Source organism: Acetobacter cerevisiae, assembly GCF_001580535.1.
Classification (GTDB): domain Bacteria; phylum Pseudomonadota; class Alphaproteobacteria; order Acetobacterales; family Acetobacteraceae; genus Acetobacter; species Acetobacter cerevisiae.
On sequence record NZ_LHZA01000155.1, the window covers coordinates 12,744 to 24,304 of the forward strand.

Genomic DNA, 11,561 nt, shown 5'->3' on the forward strand with positions numbered 1-11,561 from the left:
GCCAGAGCGCGACCCGTTACCCCAGCAAGGCCGCAGCTTTTTCCGGAACATCCGCCATACGTGCAGCACTGCCGTTTGCCTCTTTGGCAAAAGCCGGATTTCCATACCCCCACGCCGCAAACAGGGATCGTGCGCTGGCGCCTTTTGCCGCCAGCAGATCCGGCATCATATCCCCAATCATCACAGTGGAGGCCGGATGCCCTCCGGCCTGCTCAATCGTGCCCAGCAAGTGCGCGGGGTTGGGCTTTCGGACAGGAAAGCTGTCCCCGCCCCCTATGCTGGCAAAGAGAGAGGTCAGTCCAAAATGATCGAGAATATGCCGTGCCGCGGCTTCGGGCTTGTTGGTACAAACCGCCAGCTGCCAGCCCTGCGCCCGTAACGTCTCTAACGCGTCCTCCGTGCCGGGAAACAGGCAGGAGAGCCGCGTTGCACGAGGCATATAAAGACCCAGAAACTGCTGAACGGTCTGATCCGGATTGATCCCGATCTGCCCGTGTGGATCCGCCGTGCGAATCAGGCTCTCCACCAGCGCCTGAACGCCATTGCCAATCATCCCGCGCACAACGGGATCCGAGACGGGCGGCAGACCATGCGAGGCCAGAATTTCCCGCACGCAATCGGCAACGTCCGGCAGGGAGTCCAGCAAGGTGCCGTCCATATCAAACACGGCCAGTCCTGACTGCGTCATACGCTGTTATCCTTCTGTAAATTTTGGAAAAGTTTTATGATACACATATAACGTCTTTCCCCGGCCAGACGTTTGACACTTCCTTGAGCTTGGCTTACCGCAAGTGGATCATGACGTCTTCTCCCGCATCCCGTCCCGCCACTGCCGTCCTGCTTGCTGCCGGGCTTGGCACCCGTATGAAATCCTCCCGCCCCAAGGCCATGCAGCGTCTGGCAGGCAGGCCCATGCTGGCCCATCTGATCGCCAGCGCGGCAGAAGTGTTTGACCGGCTGGTTGTCGTTATCGGCCCGGAAATGGGCGATGTGGCCGAGCTGGCTGCGCCCTACCCCGTCGTCATCCAGCATGAGCGGCTGGGCACAGCGCACGCCGCGTTGCAGGCGGAAGCCTATTTTGGAGAGGGCGACGTTGCCGTTCTCTATGCCGATAATCCCCTGATTTCCGCAGATACGCTCAGCCGCCTGCTGGAAGCCCGGCATGCGCCGGATGTGGGACTGGCTCTTCTGGCCATGCGCCCTGCTGAGCCGGGCCGCTATGGCCGCGTAATTGCGCAGGACGGGCTTGTAGAACGGATTGTGGAATGGGCCGATGCCACGCCGGAAGAGCGGGCTGTTGATCTGTGCAATGCCGGCGTGCTGTGCGCGGATGCCACCACCTTCCGCCGCTGGCTGCACAGCGTGAAGAATGATAACGCCAAGGGTGAATTCTACCTGACAGATGTGGTCGATTGTGCCGTGGCCGATGGTGTGCGCGTCCATGCTGTGGAAGCCGCAGAAGACGAACTGCGCGGCATCAATTCCCGTATGGAGCTGGCGGAAGCCGAAGCCGCCCTGCAAGATCGCCTCCGGCAGAAAGCCATGGAAAATGGCGTAACGCTGGTTGCTCCAGAGACGGTATTCTTCTGCGCCGACACCACACTGGCCCCGGATGTACTGGTAGAGCCGCATGTGGTGTTTGGCCCCGGTGTGACGGTTGAAAGCGGCGCTGAAATCCGGGCTTTCAGCCATCTGGAAGGCTGCACCGTGCAGGCAGATGCCATTATCGGCCCGTATGCACGCCTGCGCCCCGGCACCACCATCGGCACGGCGGCACGCGTGGGCAATTTTGTGGAAGTGAAAAACACCACCCTGGGTGATGGCGCAAAAGCCAACCATCTGACCTATCTGGGGGATGCGTCCGTTGGCACCGGCTCGAATGTTGGGGCAGGCACGATTACCTGCAATTATGACGGGTTCTTCAAACACAAAACGACTATTGGGGACCGGGTTTTTGTCGGCTCCAATTCTATTCTGGTGGCCCCGGTCAGCATTGGCACCAATGCGCTGATTGCCGCAGGCAGTGTGATTACCAAAGACGTGCCGGAAGACGCCATGGCCTTTGGCCGCCCCCGGCAGGAAAACAAGCCCGAACTGGGCAAACGTTTTAAGGAAACCCTCAAAGCCCGAAAGGAAAACGGCTGATGTGTGGCATATGCGGCGTTGTCGGCCTGCGACACGCCACCCCGATTGTCTTTGAAGGTCTGCGCCGGCTGGAATATCGCGGTTATGACTCCGCAGGTATTGCAACGCTGGTCGATGGGCGGGTTGAACGCCGTCGGGCGGCGGGAAAACTGGATAATCTCGGTCGTCTTCTGGAAGAAAGCCCACTGGGTGGCACCACAGGCATTGGCCACACACGCTGGGCCACGCATGGTGCGCCTACCGCCTGCAATGCACACCCGCATGGCACGGAACGTGTGGCGATTGTCCATAACGGCATTATTGAAAACTTTGAGACGCTGCGCCGGGAACTGGAAGCCGTCGGACAGGTTTTCCAGACGGAAACGGACAGCGAAACCATCGCCCTGATGGTGGATTACTATCTGACGCAGGGTCTTGCCCCGAAAGAGGCCGCTCTTAAAACCCTGAACCGTCTTGAAGGCGCTTACGCCGTCGCCATGATCTTTGCTGGTCATGAAGGCCTGATGATCGGCGCCTGCCACAGCGCGCCTCTGGCTGTTGGCTATGGTGACGGGGAAATGTTCCTGGGGTCTGATTCCCTCGCCCTCGCCCCGCTGACCCGCCGCATTACATACATGGAAGATGGCGACTGCGTGGTGATTACCCCGGCAGGGGCGGACTTCATGCGGTTTGATGGCACGCCTGTTACGCGCAAGGAGCAGACAACAGCTCTCGCCGCAGGCTCCATCGGCAAGGATGGCTACCGCCATTACATGGAAAAAGAGCTGCACGAGCATCCGCTGGTTATCGGCCAGACGCTGCAGCGCATGGTGGACCCGGCCAGCCGCCGCGTGATGCTGCCGGAGATGCCGTTTGATCTGGCTTCCGTGCCACGTGCGGTTATTACCGCCTGTGGCTCAGCCTTTTATGCCGGCATGATTGGTCGTTACTGGCTGGAAGATATTGCCCGCCTGCCGGTGGATATCGATGTCGCCAGTGAGATGCGGTATCGCAACCCGCCCCTCACAGCCGGCTCTCTTGGTCTGCTCATTTCTCAGTCCGGTGAGACAGCCGACACGCTGGCGGCTCTGCGCAGCCTGCGGGAAAAAGCCGTTCATATCCTCTCCGTGCTCAATGTGGAGCACAGCACCATGGCGCGTGAGAGTGATGTTGTGCTGGGCACCGTGGCCGGTCCGGAAATTTCCGTGGCCTCCACCAAAGCCTTTACCGCGCAGCTAACGGTTCTGGCCTGCCTGACCATTGCTACCGCCCGCGCCCGTGGCACGCTGGAGGCTCTGGGTGAGGAAGAACTGGTCTCCGCCCTGCTTGATCTGCCCAGCCGTGCGGCGGAAGTCTTCACGCAGGGTGATGCGGTCCGCCGTATGGCGCAGGTCGTGGCGGAGGCGCGGGATGTGCTCTATCTGGGCCGGGGCAGCATGTTCCCCGTCGCCATGGAAGGCGCGCTGAAGCTCAAGGAAATCACTTACATCCACGCGGAAGCCTATGCCGCGGGCGAGATGAAACACGGGCCGATTTCCCTGATCGACCGGACTGTGCCGATTGTTGCCAGCGCGCCCTACACCCCGCTGTTTGATAAGACGCTCTCTAACCTGCAGGAAGCAAAGGCTCGTGGCGGTCGCCTGCTGGTCTTTACGGATACCAAAGGAGCTGAGCGCGTCTCCGCCATAGCGGAAGATATGGTTGTGCTGCCACATGTGCATGATTTTGTGGCCCCCATCCTGCAAACCATTCCGGTGCAGATGCTGGCCTATGAGGTTGCTGTGCTGAAAGGCACGGATGTGGACCAGCCGCGCAACCTCGCAAAGTCCGTAACGGTCGAATAAGCCGACGTTCACACAGTTTTAGACGAGGCTGACAAAACGTGCGGCGCGCTGTGTCCTGAGAAAACTCTCAGACCTGCGCACCGCACGTTTTTGTTTTTTCAGGTCGCCTGCTTCGGCGTCCCGTCCAGAAGAATGGTAATGCGGCCAAGTTTGGGGTGATCGATCTCAACCCGCACCGCTACAAAACCGGCTTCTCCTATTTTTTCAAACCACGCCCGGCCCGGCTGCGGGTTCCGCAACTTGCTCTTCTCGCTGTTGAACTTGAAGCCTTCGGTCTGCTGCGCCACAAAATCACACCGCAGCGCATCTTCACCCCATTCCAGCGGACCGCCGGAAGGAAGGCGTTGTAAGCCCACCGGGTGCATGGAGAGTGTGCTCAGACGCATGCCATCAAAAACTTTCGCCTGCCCGCTACAGCTCTGGGTGGTGCGGACCTGATGCAGCAAATTCATCAACGCAGCGAGGGTATCAATGGCCCCTTTTTTGTCGGCGTCGGGCACAACTTCCCGGTCCGTCTCGGCCGGGTCAAGCTGGGTGACCACAGGCATCTGATCCCGATAGGCCAGAGAGACATGGCGGTTCCGGCCACGAGACCAGCCCACGCTATCATACGCGGCAGGCTCTGCGGTCTGGCCTGCAAACTGCCCCTGCGCACTGGTCTGCAAATTCGTTTTCATGAACAGGCCGAAAAACCCGCCTGTCCTGATATGGGCGGCAACCCCATATTGCGTCTCGCTCAGCCGATAGGACGCCTGAATATCCATGACGTTGAAGCCATGCGCATAGACACGATAGTTCACGACAGTCTGAGCCAACGCGGCATCAGCGCGCGCGACAGAGCCACACCCGCTCACCAGTAAAAGTCCGGCACACAGGCCCGGCACAAGAGACCTCAAAAGAGCGGCCCCACCGGACAGCAAACGTAAACGCGGCATAGCATTCCTTTTCAAACGGCCTCAGACAGACTCGGCCTGCACAGGACGATACCCCAACCGGCGGGAAAGCGCCTGCGCCAGAGCCCCAGCCATGCGCCCAAGCTGGCTGACATCATAACGACCAAGCTCAGTTTGCGGCAGGCTCAGTCCTACCCCCGCCACCATGCGCCCGGAATGATCCTTCACCCCGGCGCCGAAGCACCAAAGGCCATCATGGATCTGTTCATCATCCACGGCGTAACCACGTTCTCTGATTTCCGCGATTTCCCGCACCAGAGTCGTGACTGAGCGGATACCGTTGGGCGTCAGCGGTTCCGGCCATGTTGAAGCTGGATGCAGGGTCAGCCACTCCCGGAAGGCGTTATCGTCCATCTCGGCCAGCATGGCATTGCCTGTGGCCGTAAATATGGCAGGCAGACGCATGCCGACGCGGAAGGACGCGCCCAGCACCGTCGCACTGTTCCGGCAGGCCATGTAGACCACCTCCGTATCTTCCAGCACCGTGAGTGTGACCGTGAAGGCCGCGAGGTCCGAGAAGCTTTCCAGAGTCTGGTAAAATTCCGTCACCAGATCCCGCCGTTCCGTCACCCCTCCGGCCCAGTCCAGCAGGCGCGCGCCCAGCCGATAGCCTTGTGTGACGGTTTTTTCCAGCAGCCCCAGTTCCACCATAACCGCCACCAGCCCGTGGACTGTGCTGCGGGGCAGTTCAAGCTGGCGGGCGATATCAGCCGCAAGCGGCGGGCGCTCTGTGCTTTTCACCAGATCCAGAATGCGCACAGCCCGGCGCAGGGCGGGCACAGAGTCATGAGATTTGGACATGCCGTTTCTTATTTTCCTTGTTGACAAAGAGGGGCCTTACCCTCATTATTCCAAATACGGGATCGAGTTCAATATAATGAACAATAAAAATCAGAACTCGATCCTCCCGCAGACTATTCTGGTGGAAGCCTGACAAGAACCCGGAACAGGGCAGCAGGCTTCCCCCCGGACTTTTCTGATCTGACACATCTCCCCCTCCACACTCGCTCCTTTGGTTCTCTTACGCTAAACAGGACAGACGCAAGTCCCGTCAATGTCGTAAAGATGAGTGCCTGACCGTGACCACACTCTATGATTTTACCCTCCCCGCCCTTGAAGGTGGTGAGATCAATCTGGCTGATTACCGTGGCCGGCCCGTTCTGATTGTGAACACGGCCTCCAAATGCGGCTTTACCCCGCAATATGAAGGGCTTCAGGCCCTGTGGTACCAGTTCCGCAGCATGGGGCTGGTTGTTATCGGGATTCCCAGCAACGATTTTGGGGCGCAGGAGCCGGGAACGGCCTCCGATATTGCCTCTTTCTGCCATCGGAACTACGGCGTGAGCTTTCCTATGGCGGCTCGCTCCCCGGTAAAAGGCCCCCACACCATTCCGCTGTTCCGCTGGCTGGACAAGGAGTGCGGTTTTCTGGCCCGCCCCCGCTGGAACTTCTACAAATATCTGACCAACCGAAAGGGTAAACCTGTCGACTGGTTTTCCAGTATTACGCCGCCCACCTCCGCCCGTGTGACCAAAGCGGTGGAACGTGTGATCCTGAACCCCTGAGCCGGGTTTAGTGTTTAACGAGGAACGATCAGCCCATCCCGCAGCGTGACCACCCGGTCCATGCGGGTCAGGAGTTCTTCATTATGGGTGGCGACCAGAGCCGCCAGCCCCTGCCCGCGCACAGCCGCCATCAGTTCCGAGAACACGGCATCTGCTGTGCGCACATCCAGATTGCCAGTCGGTTCATCCGCCAGCAACAAAGCGGGGTTATTTGCCAGCGCGCGGGCAATCGCCACGCGCTGCTGCTCACCGCCGGACAGCTTGCCCGGCAGGTGGCTCACGCGGTGCGCCAGACCAAACATGTCCAGCAGCTTTTCCGCTTTCTGACGCGCCTCGGCCTTGCGCACGCCAGCAATCATCTGCGGCAGCATGACGTTCTCACGCGCTGTGAACTCCGCCAGCAGGTGGTGGAACTGATAAACGAAGCCAATCTGGTCACGCCGCAACGCCGTGCGCCCCACCTCCGGCAAGCCATGCGTCCGCTGGCCGCATATCTCAATCTCGCCTTCGTCTGGCGTATCCAGCAGGCCAGCCAGATGGAGCAGCGTAGATTTCCCGGTACCCGAGGGAGCCACAAGCGCGACAATCTCACCCGCATGCAGGGTGAAGTCCACGCCCTGCAAAACAGGCAGCGTGCCGTCTTCCCCGCTTTTATAGGTCTTCTTCACGCCGCGCAGGCTGAGGGCGACATTACTCATGGCGCAATGCCTCCACAGGATCAGTTTTTGCCGCACGCCATGAGGGATACAGCGTGGCGAGCAGAGAGAGGGTCAGAGCCATGGCAATCACCTCGCCCACCTGCCCCCAGACCAGCTTGGCCGGAAGGTGTTCGAGGTAATAAACCTCCGGGTTAAACAGATTCGTGCCGGTCAACTTCTGCAGCGCCTGACGAATCCGCTCGATATTCTCACAGAACACCACGCCCAGCAGCGTTCCGGCCACGGTGCCGGTGACACCAACAGAAGCCCCGCACATCAGGAAGATGCGCATAATGGCCCCTCGGCTGGCCCCAATGGTGCGCAGCACGGCAATATCGCCCGTCTTGTCCTTCACCATCATGATCAGGGAAGAAATGACGTTAAAGGCTGCGACCAGAATGATCAGCGTCAGGATCAGGAACATGACGTTCTGTTCCACCTGCACCGCGCCAAACAGAGCATTGTTGGCATTGGTCCAGTCCAGCACCCGCAGGCCGGGTTCTCCGATGGCATTCACAATCCGCATCGTCACCGGGCGAATGTTCTGCTCATCCTTCGCCATGACCTGAATCTGGGTCACCTTGTCAGGCATCTGGAAATAGACCTGCGCGGCGTGCATCGGCAGGAAGACGTAGCTGGAATTGTAGTCGTTCACGCCCGCATCAAAAATGGCCACCACATGATAGGCCCGCACGCGAGGTACGGTGCCAAACGCCGTGGCCGCGCCATCGGGCGAAACCAGCGTGATGCGTGAGCCAATGGACAGCCCCGCACGATCCGCCAGCGTCACGCCGATGGCGATGGAATCGTCACTGCCGAAATCATCCAGCGTGCCCGCCACCAGCGAGGAACTGACGCCTTTCAGGTCCAGCAAGCCCTGCCGGGTCATGCCATGCACCACCCCGCCGGAATTGTAAGACCCCGCACTAAGCAGCACCTGTCCTTCAATGAGTGGGGTTGCGCTGATAACGCCCGGCACTTTCCGCACCCGAGCCGCAACATCCTCATACTGAGAAATGGTGCGGCCCGCGCCGTAAATGCTCAGATCCCCATTCAGGCCGAGAATACGGCCCATCAGGTCAGCCTGAAAGCCGTTCATCACCGCCATGACGATGATGAGCGTGGCGACCCCGAGGGCAATCCCCACAAGCGAGAAAATGGCAATGACGGAAACAAAGCGTTCCCCGCGCCGTGCCCGAAGGTAGCGGCCTGCCACGGCCCGCTCGAAGGGACCAAACATCATCAGTCTGCCAGCACCAGAGCGAGAGCGTCTTCCACACTGACTTCCTTGCGCTCACCCGTTGCGCGGCGCTTGAGCTCCACGCGGCCTTCCTTGGCGCTACGCGGGCCGACGACGATCTGCCAGGGGTGGCCCATCAGATCCGCATCCGCGAATTTCGCACCGGCACGGTCCGTGCGGTCGTCATAGAGGAAGGCTTCGATATTGGTGTTGTAGATCTGCTCACACATGGCGTCACAGGTTTCATCACCCACCTTCAGGTTGATGATTACTGCACGGAACGGTGCGACCGCATCCGGCCAGATAATGCCGGCATCATCATGGCTGGCTTCAATAATGGCCCCCGCCAGACGGGAGACGCCAATACCGTAAGACCCCATTTCCGGATAGACCGGTGTGCCTTCCGGCCCGCTGACCGTCACATCCATGGATTGGGTATATTTGGTACCAAAGTGGAAAATATGCCCCACTTCCACGCCACGCCCTTCCCGACGGCGGTCTTCCGGCACGGCATCCCATGCGGCGGTATCGTGCATTTCATCGGTTGCGGCATAGGGTGTGGTCACGCGCTTGTAGAAGACTTCCAGCGCTTTGGGGTCTTCCACATTCACCGGCTCATCCAGCCAGTCCTGCTCTTCCAGAGCGGCATCATAGAACACGCCACTTTCCCCTGTCGGGGCGAGGATCAGGAATTCGTGGCTCAGCTCACCACCAATCGGCCCGGTATCGGCACGCATCGGCACGGCCCGCACACCCAGACGCTGGAACGTGCGCAGGTAAGCCAGCAGCATGCGGCGATAGGTGGCGACAGCAGAGTCGTAATCCAGATCAAAGCTGTAGGCATCTTTCATCAGGAATTCGCGGCCGCGCATCACGCCAAAACGCGGACGCACTTCATCACGGAATTTCCACTGGATATGATACAGCATCTGCGGAAGGTCCTTGTAGGACTTCACAGCCTGCCCGAACAGATCGGTGATCATTTCCTCATTGGTCGGCCCGTAAAGCAGTTCGCGTTTATGGCGGTCCTGAATGCGCAGCATTTCCGGGCCATACGCGTCATACCGGCCGGAACGCTTCCACAAATCAGCGGACTGAAGAGTGGGCATCAGCACTTCCTGCGCGCCAATCCGGTCCTGCTCTTCCCGCACGATCTGGCTGATATTGCGCAGAACCTTCAGGCCTGCGGGGAGCCAGGCATAAATGCCGGAGGCCGTCTGCCGGATCAGGCCGGCCCGTAGCATGAGCCGATGCGAGACGATCTGCGCCTCTGCCGGGTTTTCCTTAAGCGTGGGAAGAAAACTACGCGAAAGACGCATGATGCACTCAGCCTTGTCTGGCAGGTGAGACCACAGGCGGCCTCACTCTGAAATTTTACTCTGTAATCTGCTCTAAAACAGTGCGGCGACAAAGAAAACCCGCCTGATGCAGGTCTTCTTTTAGCCGCCGTTTTTACCCTGCTCTGCGCAAGGTAAGGGTCCGCGCGTCAGACGCGCAGAACGTGAACATCCACCAGCGGACGCTTCTGAAGTTTGCGGCCAAGTGCGCGACGCAGCGCAGTTTTGGCGGCATCCCGGAAGGACTGGTCATCGCTCCGCAGTTCATCAGGAATCACATCAATCGCGTTGGCGAACTCTTCGCGCACGCGCACGCTTTCCAGATCATCCGGGTCCAGCAGACCGGGGGCGCTGACTTTCGGCTCACCGATAACGAAGCCTTCGTCATCCACCGCAAAGCTGGCAATCACCACACCATTGAACAGCATCTTGCGGCGAGCCGCCAGCACGCCACCGTTCATGGGCAGCAGACGCCCGGCATCCAGAGCCAGACGGCCAGACGGTGCGGTATCGACCACTTCCACCTTGCCGGGGGCGAGACGCAGGATGTCACCATCTTCCAGCAGGATCGGCGCGATGTCCTTTTCCTGAGCCAGAGCGGCATGGGCCGTCAGATGGCGCCATTCGCCATGCACCGGCACGGCATATTTCGGCCGGACCAGATCATACATGGTGCGCACATCATCGCCCGTCGCGTGACCGGACACATGCACAAAGGCTTCCTTGTCCGTAATCACGCGCACGCCGCGGCGGGAAAGGTTATCCTGCACCGCCATGATGGCGCGCTCGTTGCCCGGAATCATACGGCTGGAATAAATCACCGTATCGCCCTCACCGAGGGACACATTCGGGTGCATATCCAGAGAGATGCGGGACAGAGCGGAGCGCGGCTCCCCCTGACTGCCGGTGATGATCATGACGATCTGATCATCCGGCACGTCATTCACGTCCTGCTCCGTCAGGAACGGCAGCACACCGGACAGATAGCCGCACTCACGCGCCGCCACATCCAGATTGCGCAGAGACCGGCCAACCAGCACCACCGTGCGGCCAGCAGCCTGAGCGGCCATGGCGATGGTTTCCACACGCGCCACGTTGGAAGCAAAGCAGGTGACGGCAATGCGTCCCTTCAGCCCACTGATGAGGTCCGTCATGCTGCGACGCACTTCGGATTCCGAACGGGAGGGACCGGAACTCATCACGTTGGTGCTGTCACACACCAGCGCCAGAACGCCTTCGTCCCCCACTTCCTTCAGACGCTTGACGTCTGTCGGCGGGCCAACCAGCGGATCGGGGTCCAGCTTCCAGTCACCCGTATGTACGATCACGCCATCAGGCGTGCGCAGCACAACAGCCTGTGCTTCCGGCACAGAGTGGGTGACGGGGATGAATTCCAGATCAAACGGACCGACCTTGAACTCACCGCCACAGGGAATGACGTGAATAGGCACCTGCTGGAGCAGACGTGCTTCACCCAGCTTGCGGCGCAGCACGGCACCTGCAAACGGCGTCACATAAACAGGGCACTGCAGCAGCGGCCACACATGCGCGACAGCGCCAATGTGATCTTCATGCGCATGGGTGATGACCAGACCGGCCAGCTTATCCTTGCGTTCCGCAATAAAGGTGGGGTCCGGCACCAGAATTTCTGCTTCCGGGGTGTCATTCCCGCTAAAGCCGATGCCGCAATCTATCGCCAGCCAGGTTTCCCCAAGGCGATAGAGATTCAGATTCATGCCAATCTCGCCCGTTCCGCCCAGGGGCAGAAAGACGAGATCGCCGTTCTGTTCTGTCATAAGT

Annotated in this window: 11 protein-coding genes; 4 read left to right on the plus strand and 7 right to left on the minus strand. The window is 59.8% G+C overall.

All coding sequences use genetic code 11. From position 1 onward, the window contains the following. Nucleotides 1-16: 16 nt before the first annotated feature. The gene (locus tag AD928_RS11650) at nt 17-688 is read right to left on the minus strand and encodes an HAD family hydrolase (protein WP_062250735.1); all 672 of its coding nucleotides are present in this window, start codon (nt 686-688) and stop codon (nt 17-19) included. A 110-nt stretch (nt 689-798) separates the two neighbouring features. Here AD928_RS11650 and glmU point away from each other — a divergent pair, with 110 nt between their 5' ends. Both glmU and glmS read left to right on the plus strand, forming a co-directional pair. Further along, nucleotides 799-2,145 carry a bifunctional UDP-N-acetylglucosamine diphosphorylase/glucosamine-1-phosphate N-acetyltransferase GlmU gene (gene glmU, locus AD928_RS11655; protein ID WP_062250855.1) on the plus strand — a complete coding sequence of 449 codons (1,347 nt, stop codon included), beginning with the start codon at nt 799-801 and terminating at the stop codon, nt 2,143-2,145. Then, the gene (gene glmS / locus AD928_RS11660) at nt 2,145-3,968 is read left to right on the plus strand and encodes a glutamine--fructose-6-phosphate transaminase (isomerizing) (RefSeq protein ID WP_062250737.1); all 1,824 of its coding nucleotides are present in this window, start codon (nt 2,145-2,147) and stop codon (nt 3,966-3,968) included. Before glmU ends, glmS begins: the two co-directional genes overlap by 1 nt. A gap of 98 nt (nt 3,969-4,066) precedes the next feature. Here the strand turns inward: glmS and AD928_RS11665 are convergent, their stop codons facing one another. Continuing rightward, nucleotides 4,067-4,903: a DUF3108 domain-containing protein gene (locus AD928_RS11665; protein WP_062250739.1), complete on the minus strand. Its 837-nt coding sequence runs from the start codon at nt 4,901-4,903 to the stop codon at nt 4,067-4,069. A 21-nt stretch (nt 4,904-4,924) separates the two neighbouring features. After that, complete coding sequence (locus AD928_RS11670; protein WP_062141861.1) at nt 4,925-5,722, minus strand: IclR family transcriptional regulator; 798 nt, start codon at nt 5,720-5,722, stop codon at nt 4,925-4,927. Between AD928_RS11670 and AD928_RS15295 the strand changes: the two genes are divergently transcribed. Beyond that, nucleotides 5,721-5,855: a hypothetical protein gene (locus AD928_RS15295; protein WP_264821164.1), complete on the plus strand. Its 135-nt coding sequence runs from the start codon at nt 5,721-5,723 to the stop codon at nt 5,853-5,855. The genes AD928_RS11670 and AD928_RS15295 overlap by 2 nt on opposite strands. A gap of 145 nt (nt 5,856-6,000) precedes the next feature. After that, nucleotides 6,001-6,486, plus strand: coding sequence for a glutathione peroxidase (locus AD928_RS11675; protein WP_062250741.1), 486 nt, complete (start codon nt 6,001-6,003; stop codon nt 6,484-6,486). Nucleotides 6,487-6,500: 14 nt separating this feature from the next. Here the strand turns inward: AD928_RS11675 and AD928_RS11680 are convergent, their stop codons facing one another. The 4 genes from AD928_RS11680 to AD928_RS11695 form a co-directional block, all read right to left on the minus strand. Further along, nucleotides 6,501-7,184 (minus strand): ABC transporter ATP-binding protein, encoded by a 684-nt coding sequence (locus AD928_RS11680; RefSeq protein WP_062141863.1) that lies wholly within the window; start codon nt 7,182-7,184, stop codon nt 6,501-6,503. Then, nucleotides 7,177-8,424 (minus strand): lipoprotein-releasing ABC transporter permease subunit, encoded by a 1,248-nt coding sequence (locus AD928_RS11685; RefSeq protein WP_043550760.1) that lies wholly within the window; start codon nt 8,422-8,424, stop codon nt 7,177-7,179. Before AD928_RS11685 ends, AD928_RS11680 begins: the two co-directional genes overlap by 8 nt. 2 nt (nt 8,425-8,426) lie before the next feature. After that, nucleotides 8,427-9,743, minus strand: a complete 1,317-nt coding sequence (proS, locus tag AD928_RS11690) for a proline--tRNA ligase (RefSeq protein ID WP_062250743.1) — start codon at nt 9,741-9,743, stop codon at nt 8,427-8,429. Between the two features lie 167 nt (nt 9,744-9,910). Next, complete coding sequence (locus AD928_RS11695) at nt 9,911-11,557, minus strand: ribonuclease J (RefSeq protein WP_062250745.1); 1,647 nt, start codon at nt 11,555-11,557, stop codon at nt 9,911-9,913. Between the last annotated feature and the right edge of the window lie 4 nt (nt 11,558-11,561).

Excerpts from the sequence above, each read along its gene's own strand:
- AD928_RS15295 (WP_264821164.1), top strand. The coding sequence starts at position 5,721 with ATGCCGTTTCTTATTTTCCTTGTTGACAAAGAGGGGCCTTACCCTCAT.
- AD928_RS11695 (WP_062250745.1), bottom strand. The coding sequence starts at position 11,557 with ATGACAGAACAGAACGGCGATCTCGTCTTTCTGCCCCTGGGCGGAACG.
- AD928_RS11685 (WP_043550760.1), bottom strand. The coding sequence starts at position 8,424 with ATGTTTGGTCCCTTCGAGCGGGCCGTGGCAGGCCGCTACCTTCGGGCA.
- proS (WP_062250743.1), bottom strand. The coding sequence starts at position 9,743 with ATGCGTCTTTCGCGTAGTTTTCTTCCCACGCTTAAGGAAAACCCGGCA.
- AD928_RS11670 (WP_062141861.1), bottom strand. The coding sequence starts at position 5,722 with ATGTCCAAATCTCATGACTCTGTGCCCGCCCTGCGCCGGGCTGTGCGC.
- AD928_RS11650 (WP_062250735.1), bottom strand. The coding sequence starts at position 688 with ATGACGCAGTCAGGACTGGCCGTGTTTGATATGGACGGCACCTTGCTG.
- AD928_RS11680 (WP_062141863.1), bottom strand. The coding sequence starts at position 7,184 with ATGAGTAATGTCGCCCTCAGCCTGCGCGGCGTGAAGAAGACCTATAAA.
- glmS (WP_062250737.1), top strand. The coding sequence starts at position 2,145 with ATGTGTGGCATATGCGGCGTTGTCGGCCTGCGACACGCCACCCCGATT.
- glmU (WP_062250855.1), top strand. The coding sequence starts at position 799 with ATGACGTCTTCTCCCGCATCCCGTCCCGCCACTGCCGTCCTGCTTGCT.
- AD928_RS11665 (WP_062250739.1), bottom strand. The coding sequence starts at position 4,903 with ATGCCGCGTTTACGTTTGCTGTCCGGTGGGGCCGCTCTTTTGAGGTCT.